The sequence below is a fragment of the Ciceribacter lividus genome (genome assembly GCF_003337715.1).
Lineage (GTDB): Bacteria > Pseudomonadota > Alphaproteobacteria > Rhizobiales > Rhizobiaceae > Allorhizobium > Allorhizobium lividum.
In genome coordinates this window covers 213,213-239,162 of record NZ_QPIX01000008.1, presented here as the reverse complement: position 1 = coordinate 239,162, position 25,950 = coordinate 213,213, and the positions used below count along the sequence as shown (strand labels likewise).

The window sequence follows — 25,950 nt, the reverse complement described above, 5'->3', positions numbered from 1 at the left end:
CGGCAAGCTGTGCGCTTTTGGCGGAAGAGGTGTTGAAAAGCGCACATATGAGCTATGCTGCGTTCCATGGATTCGCTCGCTGATTCGTCGATCAATACTTCCGCTCGCGCTAGCGTCGTGCCGGCATGGGCACAGCCGCGCGGGACCGTCGATAGCGAGGCGGATGCAGCCTTCATGGCCGGATCGGCACTGACGACACTCTACGAGCGTGTCCGGGAACCGCCCGTCTGGGCCGGGTGTTGGCGCAAACGGCTGGCGCTCGCCTCGGCGCAGGCAGCCGTCCGCCTGATGGGCGGAAAGGAAGAAGAAGCGGCACTCCGCGATGCGGTGTTTCTCTGCCCCCCAGGGGGAGATCCCGGACCGGCGGGACGGGTTCTTGTCGCCTACAGGAGACTGGCATCACGCAAACCCGTGATGACCGATGTGCTGATCCGGGAAGTCGCGGATCTTCTCGCCATTCGCTGGGACGAGGCGCTCGCCGGCGTTCCCGGTCTCGTCGACGACCTGTTGCCGTCGCGTCGGGCCGTGCCGTTCGTCATCGCCGAACTCGTTGAGCGAGTCGTCGCGATGCGGCCGGATGCCGAGGTTCTGGCGTGGTGGCTGGCGGACTGGATGCTTGCGCGGCTCGTCCATCTCGGACTGCCAATTCCGCTCTTTACACAGGCACGCTACGGGGCAGCATTCCGTACCGCAGGCGGCAGCGGCCGCAGCCGGCCGGGTGACGAGGGTTTCGCCCGTGCCGTCTGTCTGGCGCTTGCCTTGCAGGTACCGGATGCGCTGCGGCTTGCAACGGAGATCGAGCGTCGAGCCGGCAACTTGATCGATGTTGCTCCGAAGCTTCGGACGAAGGGTCGGGACGGCGTCGTTGAGAGACTGCTTTCGGACGATGCCATCGCTGCCTCGCTACCGGGAACCGGGCTTTCCCGCTGGGCAGGCCGTCGGCTCTTCGAAAGGCTCGAGGCGTTTGGAGCCATCCGGGAGCTTTCCGGTCGTCCAACCTTCCGGATCTACGGGTTGTGACGATGGCCGACGCAACAACAGCCGAACGAACGACCAGCCGACGCAAGAGCGGCGACGCGGGCCCCTTTGACCGCGAGCTCACGCATGCCACGCCGGCGGTGCGCTGGCGCGAATGGATGATGCGCGTTGAGGCTGTCATCTTCGCTTCCACCGAGCCGGTCAGTCGCGAAACGCTGGCGCGCGTGGTCGGCGATGAGTGCAGCGTCGACCTGCTGATCGACGATCTGCGCGAGGAACTGCGTGATCGACCGTATGAGATCGTATCCGTTGCCGGTGGCTTTCAACACCGTACGAGGGTGAGCTATGGGCCGGCGATCCGCGCTGCGGCCGTTCCTACCCGTTCCGCCAGCGCCGCGCTCTCCCAGCATGAGGCGGCGGTGATCATGGCGGTCGGCTACTTCCAGCCGGTGACGCGTGGTGAGCTGTCGAAGATCTTCGGCAAGGAGATCTCCCGGGATACGATCGCCAGCCTGAAGGCGGCGGGCTTTCTCGCTTCCGGCCCGCGAAGTCCGACGCCCGGCGCTCCTTACACCTATGTGACGACCAAGCATTTTCTCTCCGCCTTCGGCTTCGAGACGCTGCGGGACCTGCCCGATATGGAAGCACTCGAAGATGCCGGACTTCTCAAGCGGTATGCGGAGGTTGACACCGACCGAGGCATGGACGCCCAGGAGGGTGAGGACCTGATCGAGGACGAGGAAGTCTGACGGCACAACGACGTCGCCGGTACAGACCGATGTCGGGTCGATTCAGCTGAACTCGGCGCTCATCGCTTCGAGCTGTTCCCAGAGGCTTTCCGCGAAGCTGCGCAGTACCAGGACTTCGAAGGCGTCTGCGCCCGTGCGTGTCAGGTGGGCATTGATGTGGCCGACGAGCGTGGATGTCGCGTAGCCGATCGGGAAGGCGGTGAGCGAGAGATCCACCGCGGTGCCCTTGGCGAGGACGGCGGTCGCATTTTCGCCGACGATCTCGATGCGGACGCGGCCGTGACTTTGCTCGACGACATCGCCGAACGGAGCGAGCGTCGCAGCGACTTCGGAGAGGTCGGCCGTTGAAAGCGGTCTGTCGCCAACCACGAACCACTGGCCCGGCGCAACGAAGCGCACGGCATGGGCTTGACTGCCGAGAGCCGCTCTGATCGCGGCGGAGATGTCGCCGTCAGAAGCCTTGCCGAGGATTTGCAGGACGCAGCCTTCAGGGAGAACCCGGAGCGTCACGCCCCTGCGTGTCGGGATCTGCCTGCCGCCAAGCGCGCTGCGATACTGGAGCGGGAAATCACGCATCGGAACCTCAGACTCTCAAGCGTTCGTTGGCCGGATCGAAGAAGACCGGATCACAAAGGCGGGCGGGGGTGTATTCGTCGCGCAGTCCGTTCCAGACGAGAACCTCTTCGCCGTGGCGCGAGGTGCCGCGCTTGACGAGGGCAAGGCCGATGGTCGAGCCGACATGGGGCGAGAAGCAGCTGGAACTGACATAGCCCTGGTCGTTTTCCAGCGTGGCGGCCGCGTCCTTCTTGAGGATATGCGAACCGCTGCGGAAAGTGGTGGCGGGGTCGAGCGGCGCGACGCCCACCAGTTGCGGCCGGTCCGGATCGTTCAGCCCCTCGCGCCCGAGCATGTGCTTGCCGATGAAATCGGCCTTGGCGGCCGAGACCATCTTGCCGAAACCGAGGTCGGCCGGCACCACGGTGCCGTTGATCTCGTTGTGGGTGACGTGTCCCTTCTCGATGCGGAGCACGCCGAGCGCTTCGACGCCGTACGCACAGATACCGTGTTCCTTGCCCGCTTCCATCAGAGCGTCTGCGGTGCTCTCGCCATAGCCGGCGGGAACGGCGAGTTCGTAGGCGAGCTCGCCCGAAAAGGAGATACGGAAGAGACGGCCGGAAAGCCTGCCGCCGAAGAGGGAGACTTCCCGGACAGCAAGGAAGGGGAAGGCGTCGTTGGAAATATCCTCGTCGACGATCGACTGAAGGATGAGGCGCGACTTCGGTCCGGCGATCGCCATTTGTGCCCACTGGTCGGTGACGGAGGCGAGCCGGACGTCGAGTTTCGGCCACAGCACCTGGGCGCAGAATTCGAGATGGTTCATCACGCCCGCGGCATAGGCGGTGGTCGTCGTCACAAAGAAGCGGCCTTCCTCGAGCCGGCTCACCGTCCCGTCGTCGTAGATGAAGCCGTCCTCGCGTAGCATCAGACCGTAGCGCGCCCTGCCGACGGACAGGTTCAGAACGGAATTGGAATAGACACGGTTCAGGAATTCCGCGGCGTCGTTGCCTGTGATCTCGATCTTGCCGAGCATCGAGACGTCACAGAGCCCGGCATTGGATCGTACGGTCTTCACCTCGCGGTCGACGCTTTCTCGCCACGTCGTCTCGCCGGCGCGCGGGAACCAGCTCGATCGGTACCAGAGGCCGGTCTCGACGAATTGCGCGCCGTTTTTCCTCGCCCAGTCATGCAGCGGCGAGTGGCGCACCGGCTGGAAATGTCTTCCGTGCGATGTGCCGGCAAGCGCCCCGAAGGACACCGGCGTATAGAAGGGGCGGAAGGTCGTGGTACCGACATCGCCCGGCGAAATGCCGCGCGCCTCGGCGAGAAGGCCGATGGCGTTCACATTGGAGAGCTTGCCCTGGTCCGTCGCCATGCCGTTGGTGGTGTAGCGCTTGGCAAGCTCGACATGCCCGTAGCCCTCGCGGAGGGCGAGAGCAATGTCCCTGCGGTGAACGTCGTTCTGGTAATCGACGAAGGCCTTGCCCTTGACGCCGGGAATGCTCCAGACCGGCTTCGTCGGTGCGGCGGCGATATCGCCCTCGACCACGCCGAACGTCGCCTTCTCTGCCTTGAAGCCGAGACCGTCGAGGAGGGCGGTCGCCTTGGCCGCGCCGGAGGCGAGGCAGGCGGAAAGGCCGGTGACCGTCGCCGCGGCGCCGGCGAGCGCGAGGCCCTTCTTGTCGCCGGGCACGATGAAGGCGCCATTCTCATCCGACCATTCCGGCTTGCCGCCACGTTGGCAAGCCAGATGAATGACGGGATTGAAACCGCCGGACATGGCGAGTGCGTCGACGGAGAGCTTTTCCATGCGACCGTCTTTGAAGACGGTGATGGAGGAGAGCGCCTTGCCGCCTTGCGCATCCGAAACGTAACCGCCGTGCACGACGCGGGCCGGGCCGGAATAGGTGTCCGACGCAGCCCCAACGGGGCGGCTGTCGATGATGGCGGCGAGCGTGACGCCTGCCGCTTCGAGATCCCGTGCGAGGGCATAGCCGCTGTCATTGGTCGTGAAGATCGCGACCCTCCGGCCCGGCGCGACACCGTAGCGGTTGAGGTAGGTGCGGGCGGCGCCCGCCATCATGACGCCGGGAATGTCGTTGCCGCCGAAAACGAGCGGCCGCTCCTCCGCGCCGGTGGCAAGGATCGCCTCCTTTGCCACGATGCGCCACAGCCGCTCGACCGGGAGATTGGGCTTTGGACCGGCGACGTGCTTCTGCACGCGCTCGACCGCGCCGAAGACATTGCCGTCGTACCAGCCGAAGGCTGTCGCCCGGGCAAGCACGACGACATTGGACAGGCTTTCCAGTTCGGCGAGCGTCGCGGCGACGAAGTCGGCCGCTGGCGTTCCGCCGATTGTCGCGGTTTCGGCCAGCAGGCCGCCGCCGATGCGGGCGTTCTCGTCGAGAAGGATCACGCGGGCACCGGCACGGCCGGCGGTCAGCGCCGCCGCGAGGCCGGTCGCGCCGCCGCCGATGACGAGCAGGTCGCAATGGGCCCACTGCTTCTCATAGAGGTCGGGATCGGTCTCGTAGCTCGCCTTGCCGAGTCCGGCGGCCTTGCGGATGAAGGGCTCGTAGAGCCTTTCCCAGAGCGCGCCCGGCCACATGAAGGTCTTGTAGTAAAAGCCGGCGGAGAGGAACGGCGATAGCAGGCCGTTGAGAGAGCCGATGTCGAAATCGAGCGAGGGCCAGCGGTTCTGGCTCTGCGCAACGAGACCCTGGTAGAGCTCCTGCATGGTGGCGCGTGTGTTGGGCTCTGTGCGGCCACCCTCTCCGATGGTCATCAGCGCGTTAGGTTCGGCAACACCTGCCGTCAGCACGCCGCGTGGACGGTGATATTTGAACGAGCGCCCCATCAGCATCCGGCCGTTGGCGAGCAGCGCGGAGGAGAGGCTGTCACCTTCGAACCCGGTGTAGGGCTTGCCGTCGAAGGTGAAGGAGAGCGGCTTTAGGCGGTCGATGAGACCACCCTTTGCGAGACGATAAGAGGTCATTCCGCTGCGTCCTGCTTCTGGGCGGCGTCTCGCGCGCCTTCGATCTCGTGGGTGGCGGTGTCGCGGGTCACGACCAGCCAGCGCCGGCAGCCGGAAGTGTGGTGCCAGTATTCGTCATAACGGCCGCGTGGGTTCTCCCGGAGATAGACGTAGTCGAACCATGCGTCGGCGCCCGCATCCGGAGTGGGACGGGCGAGCGCGGCGCCCTTCACCGTGAATTCTTCCTTCGGTCTCTGGCCGCAGTGGGGGCAGGGGATGAGGCTTGCCATCGTCGTTCTCCCGGAAAATCAATGGAGGTTCGGCTGGGCGCCCTGGCCCTTCTCGTCGACGAGGTAGCCGCGCGCGAAGCGATCGAGACGCATCTCGCGCGTCACTTGGTGCGGCTCGTCTTTCGCGATCAGATGGGCGAAGCAGAAGCCGGAGCCAGGCGTCGCCTTGAAGCCGCCGTAGCACCAGCCGGCATTGAGATAGAGATTGTCGATGGGCGTGCGGTCGATGATAGGCGTGCCGTCCATGCTCATGTCCATGATGCCGCCCCAGGCACGAAGCACCCGCACGCGGGAAAGGGCAGGGATCATCGCCTTGCCGGCTTCGACCACGTGTTCCACGGTCGCAAGATTACCGCGCTGGGCATAGGAGTTGTAGCCGTCGATGTCGCCGCCGAAGACGAGGCCGCCCTTGTCCGACTGCGAAACATAGAAGTGGCCCGCGCCGAAGGTGACGACGCAATCGATGAAGGGCTTCAGTCCCTCCGACACGAAGGCCTGGAGGACATGACTTTCGATCGGCAGCTTCATGTCCACCATCTCGGCAACGCGGGAGGAATTGCCGGCGACAGCCACCGCGAGCTTGCCGCAGCCGATGAAGCCCCTGGAGGTCTCGACCCCCGTCACCCTGCCGTTGTCGCGGCGGATCGCGGTCACCTCGCAATTCTGGATGATGTCGACACCCATGGCGTCGGCGCCGCGTGCGTAACCCCAGGCGACGCCGTCGTGCCGCACCGTGCCGCCGCGGCGCTGAAGGAGGCCGCCTTTTATCGGGAAACGGGCATTGTCGAAATCGAGGAAGGGCAGCATTGCCCGCACTTGCGCCCTGTCGAGCAGGTCCGCATCGACCCCGTGCAGGCGCATGGCGTTGCCGCGCCGGGTATAGGCGTCACGCTGTGCGTCGGAATGGAAGAGGTTCAACACGCCGCGCTGCGAGACCATGGCGTTGAAGTTGAAGTCCTGTTCCAGGCCCTCCCACAGCTTCATCGAAAGCTCGTAGAACGGATTGTTGCCCGGCAGCAGGTAGTTCGACCGGATGATCGTCGTGTTGCGGCCGACATTGCCTGAGCCGACATAGCTCTTCTCGAGAACCGCGACGTTGCGGATGCCGAAGGCCTTGGCAAGGTAATAGGCCGTCGCCAGACCATGGCCGCCACCGCCGACGATCACGACATCGTAATGCGGCTTGGGCGCCGGCTCCCGCCAGGCCGGCTTCCACGATGCATTGCCGCGCAATCCGTTGAGCAGAATTGAGAAAGCTGAATAACGCATGGCGTCTGGAACCTTTCCGATGTGAAGCGAGCTTAGAACCGGCGCGCCGGGTCGCATTGCGTCAGGGGGACATAATGATGTAGGAACGGGCCATGGCTCATTCCGAACCGCGCGGCAGTCAGAGGATCGGTTTTCTCCTCATCCCGAATTTTGCACTGATGTCTTTCGCCTCGGCGACCGAGCCCTTGCGTGCGGCGAACCTGATCAGCGGCGTCGATCTTTACGAGGTCGTGGCGCTGTCGACGGACGGGCGACCGGTGACGAGTTCGTCGGGGACGGCTTTCGAGTGTCAACCTCTTGAGAAGACCGGCGGGACCTGCAACACGGTCTTCGTCGTTGCCGGTGGCGGTCCCCGGGACTGGGCGCTGTCTGAGGCGGACTTCGGAAGGCTGCGGCGCTTGCCTCGTCTGGGCATCCGCGTCGGCGGCATTTCGAGCGGTGCCTACGTGCTGGCGGCGGCCGGCCTGCTCGACAATCGCGACTTCACCATCCACTGGGAACACGCGCCGGTGCTGCGCGAGGCTTTCGGCCATCTCGCCCCCCGCCATGCGCGCTACGTCATCGATGGCGACCGGATCACCTGCGCCGGAGGGATCGCACCCCTCGACATGATGCACGCCCTGATCGGCGAGCGCATGGGATCCCATTTCGCCCGCCGCGTTTCCGACTGGTACCTGCACACGGCCGTCGCGGAACCGGAAGCGCCCCAGCGCGGTTCGTCCGCCGAGCGGTTCGGGACCCACCATCCGGTTCTGCTCGCCGTCCTGGAGAAGATGGAGGCGAGCATCGAACAGCCGCTCGGCCGAGCCGCCATGGCGCGTTTTGCCGGAACGAGCGTGCGGCACCTCGACCGGTTGTTTGCCGCACACATGGAAGAAGGTTTTCTGGACACCTATCGCCGGATCCGGTTGACCCACGCGCGTCGTCTCGTTGAACAGAGCCCCTTGTCCATCTCGGAGGTGGCGTTTGCCTCGGGATTTTCGAGCGCCGGCCATTTCTCCAACGCGTTCAAGATATTATTCGGCACCACGCCGGCTGCCTTGCGGCGGAACGTTCATAGAGTTCAAGATACGCTGTCCGGCCAGACCGAGGACAGGCGGAGGAAGAAGCATGACGAGAGAAGATAAGCGCGTCCTTTCGCAGGATCCCCATGCGGTTCGCGAGCCGCGGGAAAACAACCTCGAAATGGCCATCGGCCATGAGGTCAGGACCTTTCGCAAGAAGCTCGGCATTACCGTTGCCGATCTCGCGGCATCGACGGGCATGTCGATCGGCATGTTGTCGAAGATCGAGACCGGCAACACTTCGCCTTCGCTGACGACGCTGCAGACCCTGTCACGGGCGCTCGGCGTGCCGATCACCGCCTTCTTTCGCCGTTTCGAGGAACCCCGCAGCGCGACCTTCGTCAAGGCAGGCGAGGGGGTCAGCATGGAGCGCCGCGGCACCCGCGCCGGCCACCAATACAGTCTCCTCGGCCACATCGAGAACAATACCAGCGGGGTCATGGTCGAACCCTATCTGATCACGCTGACCAAGGATTCGGACGTCTTTCCGACTTTCCAGCACGAAGGCATGGAGTTTCTCTACATGCTGGAAGGCGAGGTCGTCTATCGCCACGGGGAGCAGCTCTACCGGATGCAGCCGGGTGACAGCCTGTTCTTCGATGCCGACGCACCGCACGGACCCGAGGAACTCGTGACATTGCCGGCGCGTTATCTGTCGATCATTTCCTACCCGCAGAACCGACCCGGGTCGGAAGGATAAGTTTAATGTAAGGAAAAAAATATTCCTGCGTGTTGATGTCCAAATAGCCGTGTGATAGCTCTACCGCCGTAACCTGAACGGAGAGGTGGTCGTCATGTGCGGCATTGTTGGACTGTTCCTGAAGGATCCGGGTCTCGAACCGCAGCTGGGTGCGCTGCTGTCGGACATGTTGATCACGATGACCGATCGCGGTCCCGATTCCGCCGGCATCGCGATCTACGGAACGGTCGAACCCGGCCGGGCGAAGGTGACCGTACAGTCGGCCGACCCGGCGATCGATTTCGCCGGGCTCGAAAAGGACCTGGTGACGTCCGGCGTCTCGGCAAAGGTCCAGGTCAAGAGTACCCACGCTGTCATCGACATACCGGCGGAGAGGCTTGCCGACATCCGCGGCGTGCTTGCGTCGGTTCGCCCCGCGGTTCGCGTGATGGGAGCCGGCGACAGCGTCGAGATCTACAAGGAAACGGGTCTTCCGAAGGATGTCGTTGCGCGCTTCGGCGTGCGCTCCATGGGGGGCACTCACGGCATCGGGCACACCCGCATGGCGACGGAAAGCGCGGTAACGACGCTCGGCGCCCATCCCTTTTCCACCGGAGCCGACCAGTGCCTCGTGCACAATGGCTCGCTCTCCAACCACAACAACCTGCGCCGTGAACTGACAAGGGTCGGCATGACCTTCGAGACGCAGAACGACTCCGAGGTCGCTGCCGCCTACCTGACGGCCGAGATGGCCGGCGGCAAGGACCTCGGAGAGGCGCTGACCAGCGCGCTCGACGACCTCGACGGCTTCTTCACTTTCGTCGTCGGCACCAGATCGGGCTTCGGCGTGGTGCGGGATCCGATCGCCTGCAAGCCCGCCGTCATGGCCGAGACCGACCAGTACGTTGCCTTCGGCTCCGAATATCGGGCTCTCGTCAATCTTCCGGGCATCGAGAACGCCCGCGTCTGGGAGCCGGAGCCGGCGACCGTCTACTTCTGGGACCACAGCCAGGCTGCCTGACCAATCGAGGAAACACGATGCCCACGTTCGATCTCTCCATCCAGCCGCTCCGGGAGCTCAATCAAGCACTGCACAACCTCGGTGCAGGCGCCAACGACAGTGCTTTCGAGGTGGTCAATCCGCGCGGCTGCCACGCGGTTGCCGTCGGCATCGATGCTCCCGTCACCGTCGAGGTGAAGGGCTCAGTCGGATACTACTGCGCCGGCATGAATGACGGCGGTGCGGTCATCGTCCATGGTTCGGCCGGTCCGGGTGTCGCCGAAAACATGATGTCGGGAACCGTCGTCATCGAAGGTGACACCTCGCAATATGCCGGTGCGACCGGCCGTGGCGGTCTTCTCGTCATCAAGGGCAATGCCGCCTCGCGCTGCGGCATCTCCATGAAGGGGATCGATATCGTCGTACACGGCAATATCGGACACATGTCGGCCTTCATGGCGCAGTCGGGTCATCTGGTGGTCTGTGGCGATGCCGGCGATGCGCTGGGCGACAGCCTCTACGAGGCAAAGCTCTTCGTGCGTGGCAAGGTCAAGAGCCTCGGCGCCGATTGCATCGAGAAGGAGATGCGTCCCGAGCATCTCGAAAAGCTGGCCGAGCTTCTGGAAAAGGCGGACGTCACCGGCGTCAAGCCGGATGAATTCAGGCGCTATGGCTCGGCCCGCAAGCTCTACAACTTCAACATCGACAACGCTGACGCGTACTGAGCCGGCGAAGGGCAAGACCGATGAGCTATCACAACCCCCACACCCCGCCGCGCAAGTCCGCGACCTTCGACGATTATACGCTGGCCGAGATTCGCCGCGCTGCCGCCACCGGCATCTATGACATCCGTGGTGGCGGAACCAAGCGCAAGGTGCCCCACTTCGACGACCTTCTCTTCCTCGGAGCCTCGATCTCCCGCTACCCGCTCGAGGGGTATCGCGAGCGTTGCGACACCTCCGTCGTGCTCGGCACGCGCTTCGCCAGGAAGCCGATCGAGCTGAAGATCCCGATCACCATCGCCGGGATGAGCTTTGGTGCGCTTTCCGGCAGCGCCAAGGAAGCACTGGGGCGGGGTGCGACGGCGGCGGGAACCTCGACGACCACCGGCGACGGCGGCATGACGGATGAGGAACGCGGCCATTCGCAGACGCTCGTCTACCAGTACCTGCCGTCGCGATACGGCATGAACCCGAAGGATCTGCGTCGGGCCGACGCAATCGAGGTCGTGGTCGGGCAGGGCGCCAAGCCCGGCGGCGGCGGTATGCTGCTCGGCCAGAAGATCTCTGATCGTGTCGCCGAAATGCGCAATCTGCCCAAGGGCATCGACCAGCGGTCCGCGTGCCGCCATCCGGACTGGACCGGTCCCGACGATCTGGAAATCAAGATCCTGGAGCTTCGCGAGATCACCGACTGGGAGAAGCCGATCTATGTGAAGGTCGGCGGCGCGCGTCCCTATTACGATACGGCGCTCGCGGTGAAGGCGGGCGCCGACGTCGTGGTGCTCGACGGCATGCAGGGCGGTACGGCCGCAACGCAGGACGTTTTCATCGAACATGTCGGCATGCCGACGCTCGCCTGCATTCGCCCGGCGGTCCAGGCGCTGCAGGATCTCGGCATGCATCGCAAGGTTCAACTGATTGTCTCGGGTGGCATCCGTTCGGGCGCCGATGTCGCCAAGGCGCTCGCCCTCGGTGCCGATGCCGTTGCGATCGGCACGGCGGCGCTGGTTGCGATCGGCGACAACGATCCGAAGTGGGAAGAGGAATATCAGAAGCTCGGCACCACCGCCGGCGCCTATGACGACTGGCATGAGGGCAAGGACCCGGCCGGCATCACCACGCAGGACCCGGATCTGATGCAGCGCCTTGACCCGGTGGTCGCCGGCCGCAGGCTGGCGAACTACCTCAAAGTGATGACCCTCGAGACGCAGACGATTGCGCGGGCCTGCGGCAAGAACCATGTCCACAACCTGGAGCCGGAAGATCTCGTCGCCCTCACGATGGAGGCGGCCGCCATGGCGCAGGTGCCGCTTGCCGGAACGAACTGGTACCCGGGCAAGGGCGGTTTCTAAGACCCGAATGGCCGCATCCGACTCCCACGGATGCGGCCATTCTTCTTTCAACGAATGTGTCTCAATCCATAAAATCAGGGGAACGACGTGACACAGGATCTTGCAGGCTTCGCTGCGGAGCGGGGCATCCGTTATTTCATGATCAGCTACACAGACCTGTTCGGCGTCCAGCGTGCCAAGCTCGTGCCGACCGAGGCGATTGCCGAGATGCAGGAGGGCGGCGCAGGCTTCGCCGGCTTTGCGACTTGGCTCGACCTGACGCCCGCGCACCCCGATCTTTTCGCCATGCCGGATCCGTCCTCGGTGATCCAGCTGCCCTGGAAGAAGGAGGTGGCGTGGGTTGCCGCCGACTGCGCCATGGACGACAAGCCGGTGGCCCAGGCGCCGCGCGTCGTGCTCAAGAAGCTGGTGGGCGAGGCGGCCAAGCAAAGTTTGCGCGTCAAGACCGGTGTGGAGCCAGAGTTCTTTCTGATCTCGGCCGAGGGATCGGCGATTTCCGACGTGTTCGATACGGCGGAAAAGCCCTGTTACGACCAGCAGGCGCTCATGCGCCGTTACGACGTGATCGCCGAGATTTGCGATTATATGCTCGAACTCGGCTGGAAGCCGTACCAGAACGACCACGAGGACGCGAACGGCCAGTTCGAGATGAACTGGGAATACGACGACGCCCTCAATACCGCCGACAAACATTCCTTCTTCAAGTTCATGGTCAAGTCCGTCGCCGAGAAGCACGGATTGCGCGCCACTTTCATGCCGAAACCGTTCAAGGGACTGACGGGCAACGGTTGCCACGCGCATATCTCCGTCTGGGATCTGGACGGAAAGGTGAACGCCTTTGCCGATGCCGATATGCCGTTCGGCTTGTCTGCGCAGGGCAAGACCTTTCTCGGCGGTATCATGCGGCACGCCGCAGCACTCGCCGCGATCACCAACCCGACCGTCAATTCCTATAAGCGCATCAATGCGCCCCGCACCGTTTCGGGCGCGACCTGGGCGCCGGATACCGTCACGTGGACCGGCAACAACCGCACCCATATGGTGCGCGTGCCAGGACCGGGCCGTTTCGAGCTTCGCCTGCCGGACGGCGCGGTCAACCCCTATCTGCTGCAGGCGATCATCATCGCGGCCGGTCTTTCCGGCATGCGCGGCAATGCCGACCCGGGACCTCACTGCGATATCGACATGTATCGCGACGGTCACACGGTGAAAGATGCGCCGAGGCTTCCGCTCAACCTCCTCGACGCGCTTCGCGAGTACGAGAAGGACACAGTCCTGCAGGAGGCGCTCGGCGCCGAATTTTCAACTGCCTATATCAAGCTGAAGCGCGGTGAGTGGAACGCCTATTGTTCCCAGTTCACGTCGTGGGAGCATGAGACGACCCTCGACATATGAAAACCCGGATATGTGAAACGGCACGGATCGTCGATGCCATCCGTCGCGGTGACGGTGCCGGCGGCCGCCAAGGCAGCACTTGACCACGTGACCGGAGCGAGTGCTGTCGCGGAAGCCGTCCTTGCCGCCCAGAAGGCGGACAGCGCATCATCGAGAAGTGCTGGTGCGTTCAGGACTGTACCGGAACCATCATGCCGAGCTTCAGGTCCTTGAGCACGACATTGGTATGCATGCGCCTGATTTGCGGGTTCTGCGACATGAGCTGGGCCATCAGCTCGTCGTATTGGCCGACGTCGTGTGCCGTGACGATCGCGATGATGTCGACCGCTCCCGTGACGTAATAGACCTGTTGGATATGGTCCTGCCTGTCCACCCAGGCACGGAACTTGGCGAGCGCATCATAGTTGTCGCGTTCGATCTCCATGCCGGTGATGAAGGTCATGGGATTGCCGGTGACACGCCGGTCCACCACCGCGATTTCCGCCTTGATAATGCCCTGTTCGCGCATTCGCTTCAGCCGGCGTTGCACGGCGGAAGCCGACAGGCCGACCGTGTGGCCGATCGCCTCGGCTTTCATCTGGCAATCGCGTTGCACGATGTCGAGGATGCTCCGGTCGAAGTCGTCCAGCCCGTCTACCATGTCCCTCGTTCCTGTTTCTGGCCCTTCCGGGGCGTTCGCCGGTTTCCTCTCTCTTGTCAATAGGAGTAGGGCCGGCTGCATTTTTTGTAAATTCCTGCGGGAAAACCGCGATAGACATGTCCATTGCGCGGAAAAGCTGCGCCGGTTGCCGATAGATTTCATCGATAAACCCTTGAGGCGCCACGGAAACGGGAAAGTATGACGGAGAATGGTCCTGCCGCCCTGCAGGTGGAAGACGTGCACAAGAGCTTTGGTGCGCATGAGGTTCTCAAGGGCATTTCGCTGACGGCCCACAAGGGCGACGTCATTTCGCTGATAGGCTCCTCCGGCTCCGGCAAGAGTACCTTCCTGCGCTGCATCAACCTTCTGGAGATCCCCGACCGCGGCCGCATCGTCGTCAATGGCGAGGAGATCGCCATGAGGACGGGTCGCGACGGCCGCGTCCGTCCGGCCGACCGACGGCAGGTGGAGCGCATCCGCAGCGGCGTTGCCATGGTCTTCCAGAGCTTCAACCTCTGGGCACACATGACCGTGCTGGGCAATGTCATCGAGGCGCCGGTCCATGTGTTCGGCATGAAGCGCAAGGAGGCCGTGGAACGGGCCGAGGCTCTGCTCGCCAAGGTCGGCCTCTACGACAAGCGCGACGCCTATCCCGCTTTTCTGTCCGGTGGCCAACAGCAGCGCGCGGCGATCGCCCGGGCACTGTGCGTCAATCCCACGGTCATGCTGTTCGACGAGCCGACCTCGGCGCTCGACCCGGAACTGGTGGGCGAAGTGCTGAAGGTAATCCGCGATCTGGCGGAAGAAGGCCGCACCATGCTGCTCGTCACGCACGAGATGAAGTTCGCCCGCGATGTGTCCAGCCACGTGATGTTCCTGCACGATGGGCGGGTGGAGGAAGAGGGACCACCAGAACAGGTGTTCGGTACCCCTTCGAGCGCCCGCTGCCGGGAATTCACCGCCTCGCTACGCCATTGAGCCCGTATTTTCAGGAGAAGGAAACCGTAATGAAAGTGCTGTCCATTGCCCTTGCCGGAGCCGTATTGGCCCTTTCCGGCGCTGCTGCCCAGGCCGAGGTCCGCTTCGGCATCATGAACGAATCCTACCAGCCTTTCTTTGCCAAGGATGCTTCAGGCAAATGGGAAGGCTGGGAGATCGACATGATGGACGCCGTCTGCGCCGAGATGCACGAAAGCTGCAGCATCGTCGAGATGTCGTGGGACGGCCTCATTCCTGCCCTGCAGGCGAAGAAGTTCGACGTCATCTGGTCGTCCATGTCGATCACCGACGAGCGCAGCAAGACCATCGATTTTACGGATAAATACTACAACACGCCGAGCAAGCTGATCGGACCCAAGGAGGGCAAGACCGGCGCCGGTCCGGACGACGTGGCCGGAACAACCATCGGCATCCAGGTCTCCACGGTCCAGTCCGAGTATTACAAGAAGTACTTTGCCGAGAAGGCCTCCGAAAAGACCTACCAGACGCTTGACGAAGCGCTGCAGGATCTCGCTGCCGGACGCGTCGACTACGTCTTCGCCGACTCGATGCCGCTTGCCGAATTCCTCAAGTCCGATTTCGGCAAGGATTGCTGCGAGGACCGCGGCGACGTGGCGAACGATCCGGCGATCCTCGGCTACGGCGTTGCCGGCGGTCTGCGAAAGGGTGAGGACGATTTGCGCGAGAAGTTGAACAAGGCCATCGCAGCGGTCCGCGCCAGCGGCAAATATGCCGAGATCTCGAAGAAGTACTTCGACTTCGATCCTTACGGCAACTGATCGGACAGTTCTGCGGCGGTCGTCGGGCAAGACCGTGACGACCGCCGCAGACAGCTCCCTCGGGAACTCTCGCCATGGCCACCGGTCCCTCGCTTCTGGAACTGCTTTCGCCGAGCCCGCCGGGCTGGGGCGGAGTCCTGTTGTCGGGGGCCGCCTCCACGCTGGCGATTTCGCTCGGGGCCTATCTCGTCGGCATCGGTATCGGTCTTCTTGGCGCGGCGGCCAAGCTGAAAGGCGACCGGGTCATCCGCGCCGTCCTCGACCTCTATACGACGGCCATCCGCGCCGTCCCCGAGCTCATCCTCATCATCGGTCTCTTCTATGCCGGCACGGACGGGTTGAACCACCTGCTCGGTGCAGTCGGTTTGCCCGGCGTCGAGATCAACGCCTATGTGGCGGCCATCCTCGTTCTCGGCATCGTTCAGGGAGCCTACGCGACGGAGGTCCTGCGCGGGGCGATCCTCGCGATTCCGATCGGCCAGATCGAGGCGGCTTGCGCCTTCGGCATGGGGCCGTGGCTGCGCTTTCGCCGGATCGTGCTGCCGGCACTCGTTCCCAACGCCCTGCCGGGGCTGGCCAACCTGTGGATGTCGGTGACCAAGGACAGTGCGCTGATTGCCGTACTCGGCTATCAGGAACTGGCGCTTGCCACCCGGCTCGCCGCCGGCAATACCAAGCACTATTTCCTCTTCTTCTTCGCCGCCTGTCTGATCTATCTGGCAATCACGCTGGTTTCAAACGCCGTCTTTGCACTGGTTGAAGGGCATTTCCGCCGCGGGCAAGCAGTCCGGAGTGATGCGCGATGAACTTCGGCTGGATCGCCGCCTATTGGCCGCTTCTCGTCGCCGGTGCCGTGCAGACCGTGCTGCTGCTGGTGATTTCGGTCGTCTTCGGGTTCATTCTCGCCGTCGGGCTCGCGCGAGCACAGGTCAGCGGCCCACGCTGGCTGGCTTGGCCGGCCAAGATCTTCTGCACCTTCCTGCGCGGCACGCCACTGCTTATCCAGCTCTGGCTTTTCTATTACGGCGTCGGCTCGCTGATGCCGATGATCCCCGGCCTGCGCGGCAGCTTCCTCTGGCCCGTACTGCGCGAAGGCTTCTTCTTCGCGGCCGTCAGCTTCACGCTGAACTATGCCGCATACGAGGCCGAGGTGCTGCGTGGCGCGCTTCTGTCCGTGCCGAAGGGAGAGCTGGAGGCCGGGCGAGCCTTCGGCATGTCACCCGGCAAGCTCTTCCGGCGTATCTGGCTGCCGCGCGCGATCCGCATCGCCTTGCCGACGATTGCCGGCGAGGTCGTGCTGCAGCTGAAGGCGACGCCGCTCGCCTTCACCGTCACGGTCATGGATCTCTACGCCGTGGCCTACAAGGTCCGGCAGGACACGTTGCTGGTCTATGAGCCTCTCATGGTCGTGACCGTCTTCTACGTTCTGGTGACCATGCTCATCGTGCGCGCCTTCCGCGTGGTCGAGGCGCAGGTGCCGATCCGGCGATGAGCGGGGTGTCTCGCGGCTTTTTCGCGCTGATGTCCGCTGCGGCGTCACTTCAAGGCGCGGTGGACAGAAGAACGCGGCCGCTCCTTGCGGCGGCCGGGCTAGCTTGTGGCGACGATCATCGCGAGGGGTAGGTCATGCAGGATGGAAAAGACGGGTATCTTCATCCACAGACGCTCGCACTTGATGGCGGGTTGGTTGTCGATCCGGTGACAAGGGCGATTGCGCCCAACATTGCCATGTCGGTCAACAACGCTCTGGTACCGGGGGGCGGGCCCTTTTCGGCCGATGGCGCCGGGGACCTGACGGCTCTTCCCTTCCTCTACGCCCGCTGGACCAATCCGACCGTACGGCAGCTCGAGCAGCGGATCGCCGCACTCGAAGGTGGCGATGATGCACTGGCGACCGCCACCGGCCTTGCGGCGATCGCCGCCACCTTCTTCACCTTCCTGCGGCAGGGCGACCATCTGGTGGTCAGCGACGTCTGCTATGCCGGCGCCAATGAGCTGGCACGGCGCATTCTGCCGGACTACGGCATCGAAGTGAGCGCGGTGAACATGTCGCGCCTCGACGACGTGGCCGCGGCGCTGCGACCCAATACCCGCCTCGTCCACTGCGAGAGCCCCTGCAATCCGATCCTGCGGCTGACGGACCTCGAAGCCGTGGCCGCTCTCGTCCATGCCCATGGCGCGCTGGTCTCGGTCGATTCCACGTTCGCAACGCCGGTCGCCACACAGCCGCTCTCGCTCGGGGTCGACCTCGTCATTCATTCGCTCACGAAGTTCATGAACGGTCATGGCGATGCGTTGGGCGGAGCCGTCTGCGGCCGCAAGAACCTGGTGGAGGCGATCCGCAGCAGGGCCGGCGTCTATCTCGGCGCCACGCTCTCGGCTCAGAACGCCTGGCTCATCATGCGCGGGCTGGACACGATCTTTCCCCGTATGCAGATCATCTCCGCCGCTGCGCTCGAGGTTGCCCGTTTCCTCGCAGGCCATCCCGCCGTGACGGCCGTCACCTATCCGGGGCTTGAGACGCATCCCCAACACGATCTCGTCCGGCGCCAGATGGCGATCGCCGGCGGCATGGTGACGTTTCAGGTCCGCGATCCGCAGGCGGTGGCCAAGAGGCTCGCCGAGCGGCTCAAGGTGGTCCACTACGCCTTCTCGCTCGGACACCAGCGCAGCATCGTCGTTCTCCTCGACACCGCGGACATGATGCAATCCACCTATCGCCTCGAAGGGGCACAGCTCGACGACTACCGCGCCTTTGCCGGCGACGGCATCTTCCGCCTGTCTGTCGGCCTCGAGGCGGTGCCGGACATCATGGCGGATCTCGACCAGGCCCTCGGGGGCTAACGACCTAATGGAAAAAGGAACCTGTCCGTGAAACATGTCTTGATCCTCGACGGCGGCATGAGCCGCGAACTGGCCAGGCTCGGCGCTCCGTTGCGCCAGCCGGAATGGTCGGCGCTCGCCCTGATGGAAAGCCCGGACATCGTGCGGCAGGTGCATGCGGAATTCATCGCCGCCGGTGCGGATGTGGTGACGACCAACAGTTACGCGCTGGTGCCTTTCCATATCGGCGAGGAGCGCTTCCGCGCCGAAGGCCCTTCGCTCATCCGCCTTGCCGGACAGCTTGCGCGGCAGGCGGCCGATGCCGTGGAGCGTGACGTGACGGTTGCAGGCTCGTTGCCGCCGATCTTCGGTTCTTATGAGCCCGAAAATTTCGACCCCACTCGCGTGCAGGATTATCTCGGCGTGCTGGTCGAGGGGCTCGCACCGTTCGTCGACGTGTGGCTCGGCGAAACCCTCAGCCTGATCGCCGAGGGCGAGGCGGTGCGCCGCGCCGTTGCCGCAACCGGCAAGCCCTTCTGGATATCCTTCACGCTCGCCGACGATGCTTCGGGCGACGGCGATGTGCCGAGGCTCCGCTCCGGCGAGACGGTAGAAGCGGCCGCGGAATGGGCAGTCGGGTCCGGTGCACGGGCGCTTCTCTTCAATTGCAGCCGCCCGGAGGTGATGGAGGCCGCCGTGCGGACGGCGCGCGCCGTGTTCGAGCGGAACGGCAGCGACACGGAGATCGGCGTCTATGCCAATGCCTTCGAGACCGAGGCCGACGAGGAGGCCGCCAACGAGTCGCTGAACGAGACGCGGCAGGACCTGACCTCCGACCGCTATCTGCGCTTCGCCTGTGACTGGGCGGAGGCGGGCGCGACCATGGTCGGCGGCTGCTGCGGCATCGGCGCGGCGCACATTCACCATCTGGCCCGCGGCCTGAATCGCTGAGCCCGACCGGGCGGACGAGCGTCTCGACCAGTACCGGAACGGCGGTCAGCAGGTCGAAGGAGCCGATGGCGGCAGGCGGCGAGTCAGGAGCGGAAAGCACGTCGTAGGGCGCGCGGGTCCGATCCGATCTCGCCCCCTTGTCAACGACAAGTCACCGCTCCGAGGGCCCGAGATTCAGCGGTAAGTCGCGGTATTCACCTCGGTGGTGGCGAGATAGGGGGCTGCCGTCGCGCTCGGAGGTCTCGTGAGGAGATGACCGACGGCGTCGAAGACGAGGATGCCGGCGTTGTCCGCAGTTTCGGAGTGCGACTCGTACTCTCTCTTGATCTCGCCGGCGGATTTGGCGAGATTCACATACCTGTCGTGTCCGAGGCCGTCATTGTCACTGATGCCGGTGATGTCGACCAGCCGAAGGTTATGAGCTTCTGCCACCGCGACGACTCTTGCATCGTCGACATCGGACATCCCGACCCGCGGACGCTCGCGACCGAGAAAGCTCGATACGCCGAGTACCCTGTCCTGTTTCGAGACCAGCAGGGTAATGGGGCGAGGCAGCCGGCCGATGTCGTTCAACTGGGAAAGGAAGAGATCAACGTCGATATCTGCCGCTGCCAGAACGATATCGAGTTTTCGGGTGGTGCTCGACTGGTTCTCGAGTTCCAGCTGGCGCACCGCCTCGATGGCCAGCAATGATCCCATGCTGTGGGCAAAGAGAACGATGTGTTTGACGCCACGCGTGCGACTGATCAGGACGAGCAACCTGGTGAGCTCCGTCCGTGAAGCCAGTGCTTCGTCCTTGTCTGCGACATAGCCGGTGAGGCTTGCCTGCGACGGCCAGGAGAAAAGAATCGGCGGTGGTAGCGTCTCGGCGTCGGCGCCAAGCTGGGCGGTACGAAAAAGCGCCTCCTGATGGCTGTAGTTGTAACCATGCACAAAGACGGCAACAGTCCCGTCGTCGTCAACGGTGCGCTCGATCTCGGCCGAGAACTGCGACGGTGTCAGATCACGGTGATCCGTGACGACGAATTGTCGTCGCGGATCGGCGGGAACCGTGGGATAAACGAGGCTGGCGGCGGGTCGGTTCGCGGGAACCGAAAACCGATACCGCTCAAAGCTCAGCTTGTCTGATCTTCGGCCCAGTGGACCGTCGTCCTTTGACCTCAATTTCCGGTTTGTCGCAGCAAGGACCGTGACTTCTTGCGCCAGCGGCTGCTTGAGCACGCGTGGCGTCAGGACTTCCTCCGAAGGACGGGAGACGCATCCCGTGACCAGCAGCATCAATGTCACGACCAAAAGGAGTCGCCAGGCTTCGGGGCGGAAACTTAGCATCTGCGGGCCTTTTCGCGGGGTGCGGGTTTTGTGTGGGGTACAGGAATACGGAACGCCCGGGTCGTACCCGGGCGTCCTCTCACAGGGTGACCTCGCCGGTCGCCTCGTCGGGCTTGCGAATGCGGAACCAGACGACATAGAGCGCCGGCAGGAAGAGCAGCGTCAGCACCGTCCCGACGATGATGCCGCCCATCATCGCGTAGGCCATCGGGCCCCAGAAGATCTCGCGGGCAATCGGGATGAGCGCGAGAGAGGCGGCGGCCGCCGTCAGCATGATCGGACGCATGCGGTGCTCGGCGGCCTCGCGGACTGCGTCCCAGGCATGCCTGCCGGATTTGCGCAGCGTGTCGATCTCGACCACCAGAATGACCGAGTTGCGGATCAGAATGCCGATCAGTGCCAGCACGCCGAGGATCGCGACGAACCCCAGGGGTGCACCGCTCGGCAGCAGCGCGCCCACCACGCCGATCAGGCCGAGAGGGGCGACGATCACCACCATCAACAGACGCTGGAAGCTTTGCAGCTGGAACATCAGGATCGTCGCCATCGTGAGCAGCATCAGCGGGACGACGGCGACGATTGGCGCCTGGCTCTTCGCGCTGCTTTCGACGGTGCCGCCGGTTTCCACGCTGTAGCCGCTCGGTAGCTTGGCCGCGAAGGCGTCGATGGAGGGCTTCAGTTGCTGGTCGATGGTGGCCGGCTGGGTTTCGTCGGTAATCGCGGCCTTGACCGTGATCGTCGGAATGCGGTCACGGCGCCAGATCACCGGTTGCTCCAGTTCGTAGCGGAAATTGGCGATCGAGGCGAGCGGAACCGATTGGCCGTTGCTGCCGGGCAGTTGCAGGTTGCGCAGCGTTTCGATCGACTCCCGCTCATCCTTCGTGGCGCGAGCCACCACATTGACCAGATAGATGCTGTCGCGGATCTGGGTGATGGTCGAGCCGCCCGTTATGTTGTTGAGCGACGTCGCGATGTCGGACGAGCTGACGCCGAGCTGGCGGGCCTTGTCCTGCAGGACATCCACCTTCACTACGCGGGCCGGCTCGTTCCAGTCGAAGACGATACTGGTGAGGCGCGGGTCCTGGCCCATGATGCCGGCCAATTCCTGGGCATAGGTGCGCACCATCTGCGGGTCGGGGCCACCCACGCGATACTGGACGGGACGACCGACCGGGGGCCCGAGTTCCATCTGCTTCACGAAGACGTCCGTTCCCGGATATTCCTCTTCGGCGGCGGTCTTCAGCTTGGCCATCAGGCGGTCACGCGCGTCGATATCCTTCGCGACGACGACCATTTGTCCGAAATTGTTCGTCGAAGGCTGGACGTCGAACGAAAGCACAAAGCGCTTGGCGCCTTGCCCGACATAGGAGGTCCAATGGTCGACGTCGGGGTCGCCGGCGATATGCTTGGCCTCGAAGGCATCCATATCCGCCTTGGTCTGGGCGATGGTATAGTTCTGGCGGGCCGTCCAGTCGATAATCAGCTCAGCCCGGTCGGAGGCCGGGAAGAACTGCTGTTGTACGAAGCCCATGCCGCCGACGGAAAGACCGAACATCGCCACGGTGGCCAGGATCGTTGTCTTGGGCCAATGCATGCAGGCGGCGAGAATCCTGGAAAACACGCGCGCCAGCAGGCTCTTCTGTTCGTGATGCGCCTTCATCGTCTTCGGCAGCATCAACACGCCGAGCAGGGGGGCAAACAAGACCGCGACGATCCACGAGACGATCAGCGAGATCGCGATGACCACAAAGAGCGAGAAGGTGAATTCACCCGCCGCACTGTCGTTGAGGCCGACGGGTATGAAGCTTGCGACGGTCACGAGCGTGCCGGTGAGCATCGGAAAGGCGGTCGAGGTCCACACGGCCGTTGCCGCCTTGGACAGGGGTTGTCCGTGCTCCAGCTTGGACACCATCATCTCAATCGCGATCATGGCGTCATCCACCAGCAGGCCGAGCGCGATGATGAGTGCACCGAGGGAAATACGCTGCAGCGAGATGCCGAGATATCCCATGAAGACGAAGGTGATCGCCAGAACCAGCGGGATCGAGACGGCGACGACCAGGCCGGCGCGCATGCCAAGGCTGACGAAGCTGACGACGAGAACGATGGCGATGGCTTCGAAAAGGGCCTTGGTGAATCCGCCGACGGCCTCGTCAACGACGACTGCCTGGTCTGCCACGTGATGCACGCCGATACCGATGGGCATGCCGGCGACGACCTTGTCCATCTTCTCCGACAGCGCCGCGCCGAAGTTCAGCAGGTTGGCGCCGGGCTTCATCCCGATCGCCAGTCCGATGGCGGGCTTGCCGTTGACACGGAAAAGCGGCTGCTCGGGATCGGAATAGCCGCGCGTGATCTTGGCGACGTCGCTCAATCGGAAGAAGCGGTCGTTGACGCGCAGGTTGATGTCACGCAGCGCATCTTCGGTGGCGAACTGGCCGGAGACGCGCAGGTTGATGCTTTCGGCACCGGTGCGCAACGTGCCGGAGGCGACGACGGCGTTCTGGTTCTGAAGCGTATCGATGATGTCACTCTGGCTGAGGCCGAGTGCCGCCATCTGCTTGGTCGAGAATTCGAGATAGACGACCTCGTCCTGCGCACCGATCAGGTCCACCTTGCCGACATTCGGCACGGACAGGATCTCCTGGCGGGCAGCCTCGAGATAATCACGCAGCTGGCGCTGGCTCAGCCCATCGGCAGTGAAGGCGTAGATATTGCCGTAGACATCTCCGAAACTGTCGACGAAATAGGGACCCTGGACACCCTGAGGCAGGTTGGGCGTGATGTCACCGATCATGTTGCGGACCTTGACCCAGGTCGGCTTCACGTCCTTGGCCTTGGTGTTTTCCCGCAGGTTGACGTAGATCGTCGCCTGCCCGGGCGTGTTGATGCTCTTCGTGTAGTCGAGCGATTCAAGTTCCTGCAGCTTCTTCTCGATCCGGTCGGTGACCTGGCTCGTCATCTCGTCCACGGAGGCGCCAGGCCAGGAGGCCTGGATCAACATGGTCTTGATGGTAAAGTCCGGATCCTCCTCGCGACCGAGATTGATGTAGGACAGGATGCCCGCGACACTGGCGAGGATCATGAAATACCAGACGAGCGACTTGTGCTGGAGCGCCCATTCGGAAAGATTGAATTTCGTGTTCATTGCGGCATCTCGTCTGGAATTCTGACAGGTTGATCATCGGCGAGTGAATTGACACCCGCCGTCACGACACGCTCTCCTTCGCTAAGGCCGCTGAGAACGTCGACACCGCCGGCAGCGGATGGCCGGGTCGTGACGGTGCGGCGCTGAACCTTCCTGGCGGCCGGATCGACTACCCAGACGAAACGGTCGCCGTCATTGCCACCGATCGCAGTTTCCGGCAGCCAGAGGTGGCCTTCGCTCGGCGCGACAGGTGTTGCAGTGATCGTACTTCCGAGCCGAAAGCTGTCCGGTGGGCTCTCCAGCGCGATCTTGGTGCGGCGGCTGCGTGTGGCCGCGTCCGCCTGCGGTGATACCTCGCGCACCGTGCCCGTGACCTTCACCTCCGGGTTGGCCTGCAGGATCACCTCGAAGGGGGTGCCGATTGCGGTCAACTGGTTGTAGCTGTCGGGAATGTCCACCACGGCATCGCGTGCCTCCAGGCGCGCGATCGTCAGTACGGTCTGGCCTGCCGTCACCACCTGTCCGACTTCGGCCGAGAGAGACGAAACGACCCCGTCGGATTCGGCGTTCAGGACGGCATAGTCCAACTGTTCACGTGCCTTCGTCAGGCTGGCCCGCAACTGCTGCATGGTTGCTTCCGCTGCCTCGCGTGACTGGACAGCCTCTTCAAGCTGTTCTCGCGTCGTGGCGTTGGAGGCAAGGAGCGTCAGTTGGCGCTGCTCGTTCACGCGGGCCAGATCAAGCTTGGCATCGGAGGAGGCGATGTCGGCCTCCGCCTGCTTGACAGCCAGCTCGAGGCTGGTGGCATCCACGCGGGCGAGTTCCTGCCCCTTGTGCACGAGATCGCCGATGCTGACGTCGCGCGAGACGATGCGGCCCAAGACCTGGAAACCGAGATCCGTACTGAACTTCGCCTCGACCGTTCCGGCAAAGCCGAAGGCGGTTGCCTCGCGCGGCTTGGCCAGCATGGAGAGCACGGGGCGCACCGGCGCCTCGGCCGCCTTTTCATCCGAGCAAGCGCTGAGGCCGGCCGACAACAGAATGAGAGGGAGGAGGAACTTGAGTGTCATCGGGTCTGATCCTCGGAATAGGAAACGGGCTGGTTTTCGCGGAGGAACTGGCCGCCGTCGACAACGATCAGTTCGCCGTCTTGCAGACCGTCGGCGAGCACGACCTTCGAGGCATCATACCGCTCGATGACGACCGGCTTCATCCGGGCGGTCTTCGTCTCCGGATCCACGACCCAGACCGCCGGCCTGCCTGCCTTGGAGAACATCGATTGCCACGGAATGGAAACGCGCTCCCGCCGGTCCAGGACCACATCGGCGATAATGGCCGAGCCGAGTGTCATTTCCGGCGGTGGATCGATGATGGAAAGCTTCACGCGTACCGTGCCGAGCGAGGTGTCGAGAGCGGGACTGACCTCGCGCGGCCTCGCGAGTGCCCTGACCGTCGGGTTCGAGACAAGCGCGACCTCGAGTGAGAGCGGCGCCGTCTTGCCACTGAGGGCCGTCTCCTGCACGTTGAAGACGGCATCGTACTCGCCGTCGTGCGCCAAAGTGAAGACGGTGGTGGAGGCCTGGACCACTTGGCCGACCTCGACGTCCCGGGCAGTGATGGTGCCATCGGCGTCGGCGCGCAACTCGGTCTGCTGCAGGGCCTCCATCGCGGTCTCGAGCTCGGCACGCGCAGCAACCAGGTCCTTCTCCGCAGATTGGTACTCCTGCAGGGCGCTGTCGAGATTCTGCTGTGACATGGCACCGGTCCGGGTCAACGCCTTGCGGCGGGCGAGAACCGAGCTTGTCATGCGCAGCGTGGCCTCCTGCGAAGCGACTGCTGCCTGCGCCGACTCCAGATCGGCCTTCTGCTCGGTTGGATCGAGCGTCGCCAGCACCTGGCCAGCTCTTACATGGTCACCGACGCCGGCGGTGCGCGAGATGACGCGGCCGCTGATCTTGAAGGAGAGGTCGCTTTCGACGCGCGCCTTGATCTCGCCCGTCGCCGAAGCGCGGACGACATCACTCGTCATCGCCGCGGCCTCGACCCTCACATGGGAGGCATTGGTCGCCGTCTGCTTGTCTTTTGCGTCGCAGGCGGTGAGCGCAAGAACCGAGAGCGCGGCGAGGATCGGTGCCGCTGCGAATCTACGGTGCCATCTGGCGCGTTCCGGCGCCTTGGGTGACGTCTGTGGCATGTCTGTTTCCCGGGAGGACTTGGGGGTGAAGGATATTTTATTCATCATGTGTTGAAT

At 63.8% G+C, this 25,950-nt stretch carries 23 protein-coding genes; 14 read left to right on the top strand and 9 right to left on the bottom strand.

Going from position 1 to position 25,950, the window contains the following annotated elements:
• Positions 1 to 66: 66 nt before the first annotated feature.
• Together DFR48_RS15665 and scpB are read left to right on the top strand one after the other, a co-directional pair.
• Positions 67 to 1,020 (top strand): DUF1403 family protein, encoded by a 954-nt coding sequence (locus DFR48_RS15665; protein ID WP_245415628.1) that lies wholly within the window; start codon positions 67 to 69, stop codon positions 1,018 to 1,020.
• 2 nt (positions 1,021 to 1,022) lie between these two features.
• The gene (gene scpB, locus DFR48_RS15660) at positions 1,023 to 1,727 is read left to right on the top strand and encodes an SMC-Scp complex subunit ScpB (protein WP_114364138.1); all 705 of its coding nucleotides are present in this window, start codon (positions 1,023 to 1,025) and stop codon (positions 1,725 to 1,727) included.
• Positions 1,728 to 1,769: 42 nt separating this feature from the next.
• Here scpB and DFR48_RS15655 read toward each other — a convergent pair whose 3' ends face one another.
• Genes DFR48_RS15655 through DFR48_RS15640 form a run of 4 tightly spaced genes read right to left on the bottom strand, consistent with a single transcriptional unit; the run spans position 1,770 to position 6,818 of the window.
• Positions 1,770 to 2,303, bottom strand: coding sequence for a sarcosine oxidase subunit gamma family protein (locus DFR48_RS15655; RefSeq protein ID WP_114364136.1), 534 nt, complete (start codon positions 2,301 to 2,303; stop codon positions 1,770 to 1,772).
• Positions 2,304 to 2,310: 7 nt separating this feature from the next.
• Positions 2,311 to 5,280, bottom strand: coding sequence for a sarcosine oxidase subunit alpha family protein (locus tag DFR48_RS15650; RefSeq protein ID WP_114364134.1), 2,970 nt, complete (start codon positions 5,278 to 5,280; stop codon positions 2,311 to 2,313).
• On the bottom strand, positions 5,277 to 5,549 hold the full coding sequence (locus DFR48_RS15645; RefSeq protein ID WP_114364132.1) for a sarcosine oxidase subunit delta: 273 nt from the start codon (positions 5,547 to 5,549) through the stop codon (positions 5,277 to 5,279). Before DFR48_RS15645 ends, DFR48_RS15650 begins: the two co-directional genes overlap by 4 nt.
• Positions 5,550 to 5,567: 18 nt before the next feature.
• A complete protein-coding gene (locus DFR48_RS15640; protein ID WP_114364130.1) occupies positions 5,568 to 6,818 on the bottom strand; it encodes a sarcosine oxidase subunit beta family protein in 1,251 nt (416 codons plus the stop codon).
• Between the two features lie 92 nt (positions 6,819 to 6,910).
• Here DFR48_RS15640 and DFR48_RS15635 point away from each other — a divergent pair, with 92 nt between their 5' ends.
• From DFR48_RS15635 to glnT, 6 genes are all read left to right on the top strand, one after another.
• A complete protein-coding gene (locus DFR48_RS15635; protein ID WP_114364128.1) occupies positions 6,911 to 7,945 on the top strand; it encodes a GlxA family transcriptional regulator in 1,035 nt (344 codons plus the stop codon).
• The gene (locus tag DFR48_RS15630) at positions 7,929 to 8,582 is read left to right on the top strand and encodes a helix-turn-helix domain-containing protein (protein ID WP_112691800.1); all 654 of its coding nucleotides are present in this window, start codon (positions 7,929 to 7,931) and stop codon (positions 8,580 to 8,582) included. Before DFR48_RS15635 ends, DFR48_RS15630 begins: the two co-directional genes overlap by 17 nt.
• Positions 8,583 to 8,676: 94 nt before the next feature.
• Positions 8,677 to 9,582 carry a class II glutamine amidotransferase gene (locus tag DFR48_RS15625; RefSeq protein ID WP_114364126.1) on the top strand — a complete coding sequence of 302 codons (906 nt, stop codon included), beginning with the start codon at positions 8,677 to 8,679 and terminating at the stop codon, positions 9,580 to 9,582.
• Positions 9,583 to 9,599: 17 nt separating this feature from the next.
• Entirely contained in the window at positions 9,600 to 10,286 is a 687-nt protein-coding gene (locus DFR48_RS15620) for a GltB/FmdC/FwdC-like GXGXG domain-containing protein (protein ID WP_114364124.1), read from the top strand.
• Positions 10,287 to 10,306: 20 nt separating this feature from the next.
• Positions 10,307 to 11,635, top strand: a complete 1,329-nt coding sequence (locus DFR48_RS15615; RefSeq protein WP_114364122.1) for an FMN-binding glutamate synthase family protein — start codon at positions 10,307 to 10,309, stop codon at positions 11,633 to 11,635.
• Positions 11,636 to 11,722: 87 nt separating this feature from the next.
• Entirely contained in the window at positions 11,723 to 13,030 is a 1,308-nt protein-coding gene (gene glnT, locus DFR48_RS15610) for a type III glutamate--ammonia ligase (RefSeq protein WP_114364120.1), read from the top strand.
• A 169-nt stretch (positions 13,031 to 13,199) separates the two neighbouring features.
• Here the strand turns inward: glnT and DFR48_RS15600 are convergent, their stop codons facing one another.
• Positions 13,200 to 13,670, bottom strand: coding sequence for an Lrp/AsnC family transcriptional regulator (locus tag DFR48_RS15600; protein WP_112687557.1), 471 nt, complete (start codon positions 13,668 to 13,670; stop codon positions 13,200 to 13,202).
• A gap of 198 nt (positions 13,671 to 13,868) precedes the next feature.
• Between DFR48_RS15600 and DFR48_RS15595 the strand changes: the two genes are divergently transcribed.
• From DFR48_RS15595 to DFR48_RS15570, 6 genes are all read left to right on the top strand, one after another.
• Entirely contained in the window at positions 13,869 to 14,648 is a 780-nt protein-coding gene (locus DFR48_RS15595) for an ABC transporter ATP-binding protein (protein ID WP_114364119.1), read from the top strand.
• Between the two features lie 29 nt (positions 14,649 to 14,677).
• Entirely contained in the window at positions 14,678 to 15,448 is a 771-nt protein-coding gene (locus DFR48_RS15590) for a transporter substrate-binding domain-containing protein (protein ID WP_114364118.1), read from the top strand.
• A gap of 74 nt (positions 15,449 to 15,522) precedes the next feature.
• Positions 15,523 to 16,254: an ABC transporter permease gene (locus tag DFR48_RS15585; protein ID WP_114364116.1), complete on the top strand. Its 732-nt coding sequence runs from the start codon at positions 15,523 to 15,525 to the stop codon at positions 16,252 to 16,254.
• Positions 16,251 to 16,940: an ABC transporter permease gene (locus DFR48_RS15580; protein ID WP_114364115.1), complete on the top strand. Its 690-nt coding sequence runs from the start codon at positions 16,251 to 16,253 to the stop codon at positions 16,938 to 16,940. The genes DFR48_RS15585 and DFR48_RS15580 overlap by 4 nt, the downstream gene beginning before the upstream one ends.
• Positions 16,941 to 17,074: 134 nt before the next feature.
• A complete protein-coding gene (locus tag DFR48_RS15575; protein ID WP_114364114.1) occupies positions 17,075 to 18,292 on the top strand; it encodes a trans-sulfuration enzyme family protein in 1,218 nt (405 codons plus the stop codon).
• Between the two features lie 21 nt (positions 18,293 to 18,313).
• Positions 18,314 to 19,222, top strand: coding sequence for a homocysteine S-methyltransferase family protein (locus DFR48_RS15570; RefSeq protein WP_425359261.1), 909 nt, complete (start codon positions 18,314 to 18,316; stop codon positions 19,220 to 19,222).
• A 174-nt stretch (positions 19,223 to 19,396) separates the two neighbouring features.
• On the opposite strand, the gene DFR48_RS15565 is transcribed toward DFR48_RS15570, so the two are convergent.
• The 4 genes from DFR48_RS15565 to DFR48_RS15550 all read right to left on the bottom strand — a co-directional run bounded on the left by DFR48_RS15565 (position 19,397) and on the right by DFR48_RS15550 (position 25,893).
• Positions 19,397 to 20,500 (bottom strand): alpha/beta hydrolase, encoded by a 1,104-nt coding sequence (locus DFR48_RS15565; protein WP_245415627.1) that lies wholly within the window; start codon positions 20,498 to 20,500, stop codon positions 19,397 to 19,399.
• A gap of 130 nt (positions 20,501 to 20,630) precedes the next feature.
• Positions 20,631 to 23,699: an efflux RND transporter permease subunit gene (locus DFR48_RS15560; RefSeq protein ID WP_114364109.1), complete on the bottom strand. Its 3,069-nt coding sequence runs from the start codon at positions 23,697 to 23,699 to the stop codon at positions 20,631 to 20,633.
• Complete coding sequence (locus DFR48_RS15555) at positions 23,696 to 24,769, bottom strand: efflux RND transporter periplasmic adaptor subunit (protein ID WP_114364107.1); 1,074 nt, start codon at positions 24,767 to 24,769, stop codon at positions 23,696 to 23,698. The genes DFR48_RS15560 and DFR48_RS15555 overlap by 4 nt, the downstream gene beginning before the upstream one ends.
• Entirely contained in the window at positions 24,766 to 25,893 is a 1,128-nt protein-coding gene (locus tag DFR48_RS15550; protein ID WP_170141900.1) for an efflux RND transporter periplasmic adaptor subunit, read from the bottom strand. Before DFR48_RS15550 ends, DFR48_RS15555 begins: the two co-directional genes overlap by 4 nt.
• Positions 25,894 to 25,950 lie beyond the last annotated feature (57 nt).

Excerpts from the sequence above, each read along its gene's own strand:
- scpB (WP_114364138.1), top strand. The coding sequence starts at position 1,023 with ATGGCCGACGCAACAACAGCCGAACGAACGACCAGCCGACGCAAGAGC.
- DFR48_RS15550 (WP_170141900.1), bottom strand. The coding sequence starts at position 25,893 with ATGCCACAGACGTCACCCAAGGCGCCGGAACGCGCCAGATGGCACCGT.
- DFR48_RS15650 (WP_114364134.1), bottom strand. The coding sequence starts at position 5,280 with ATGACCTCTTATCGTCTCGCAAAGGGTGGTCTCATCGACCGCCTAAAG.
- DFR48_RS15565 (WP_245415627.1), bottom strand. The coding sequence starts at position 20,500 with ATGCTGCTGGTCACGGGATGCGTCTCCCGTCCTTCGGAGGAAGTCCTG.
- DFR48_RS15580 (WP_114364115.1), top strand. The coding sequence starts at position 16,251 with ATGAACTTCGGCTGGATCGCCGCCTATTGGCCGCTTCTCGTCGCCGGT.
- DFR48_RS15665 (WP_245415628.1), top strand. The coding sequence starts at position 67 with ATGGATTCGCTCGCTGATTCGTCGATCAATACTTCCGCTCGCGCTAGC.
- DFR48_RS15555 (WP_114364107.1), bottom strand. The coding sequence starts at position 24,769 with ATGACACTCAAGTTCCTCCTCCCTCTCATTCTGTTGTCGGCCGGCCTC.
- DFR48_RS15560 (WP_114364109.1), bottom strand. The coding sequence starts at position 23,699 with ATGAACACGAAATTCAATCTTTCCGAATGGGCGCTCCAGCACAAGTCG.
- DFR48_RS15640 (WP_114364130.1), bottom strand. The coding sequence starts at position 6,818 with ATGCGTTATTCAGCTTTCTCAATTCTGCTCAACGGATTGCGCGGCAAT.
- DFR48_RS15590 (WP_114364118.1), top strand. The coding sequence starts at position 14,678 with ATGAAAGTGCTGTCCATTGCCCTTGCCGGAGCCGTATTGGCCCTTTCC.
- DFR48_RS15615 (WP_114364122.1), top strand. The coding sequence starts at position 10,307 with ATGAGCTATCACAACCCCCACACCCCGCCGCGCAAGTCCGCGACCTTC.
- DFR48_RS15655 (WP_114364136.1), bottom strand. The coding sequence starts at position 2,303 with ATGCGTGATTTCCCGCTCCAGTATCGCAGCGCGCTTGGCGGCAGGCAG.
- DFR48_RS15635 (WP_114364128.1), top strand. The coding sequence starts at position 6,911 with ATGGCTCATTCCGAACCGCGCGGCAGTCAGAGGATCGGTTTTCTCCTC.
- DFR48_RS15620 (WP_114364124.1), top strand. The coding sequence starts at position 9,600 with ATGCCCACGTTCGATCTCTCCATCCAGCCGCTCCGGGAGCTCAATCAA.
- DFR48_RS15600 (WP_112687557.1), bottom strand. The coding sequence starts at position 13,670 with ATGGTAGACGGGCTGGACGACTTCGACCGGAGCATCCTCGACATCGTG.
- DFR48_RS15595 (WP_114364119.1), top strand. The coding sequence starts at position 13,869 with ATGACGGAGAATGGTCCTGCCGCCCTGCAGGTGGAAGACGTGCACAAG.
- DFR48_RS15625 (WP_114364126.1), top strand. The coding sequence starts at position 8,677 with ATGTGCGGCATTGTTGGACTGTTCCTGAAGGATCCGGGTCTCGAACCG.
- DFR48_RS15575 (WP_114364114.1), top strand. The coding sequence starts at position 17,075 with ATGCAGGATGGAAAAGACGGGTATCTTCATCCACAGACGCTCGCACTT.
- DFR48_RS15645 (WP_114364132.1), bottom strand. The coding sequence starts at position 5,549 with ATGGCAAGCCTCATCCCCTGCCCCCACTGCGGCCAGAGACCGAAGGAA.
- DFR48_RS15585 (WP_114364116.1), top strand. The coding sequence starts at position 15,523 with ATGGCCACCGGTCCCTCGCTTCTGGAACTGCTTTCGCCGAGCCCGCCG.
- DFR48_RS15630 (WP_112691800.1), top strand. The coding sequence starts at position 7,929 with ATGACGAGAGAAGATAAGCGCGTCCTTTCGCAGGATCCCCATGCGGTT.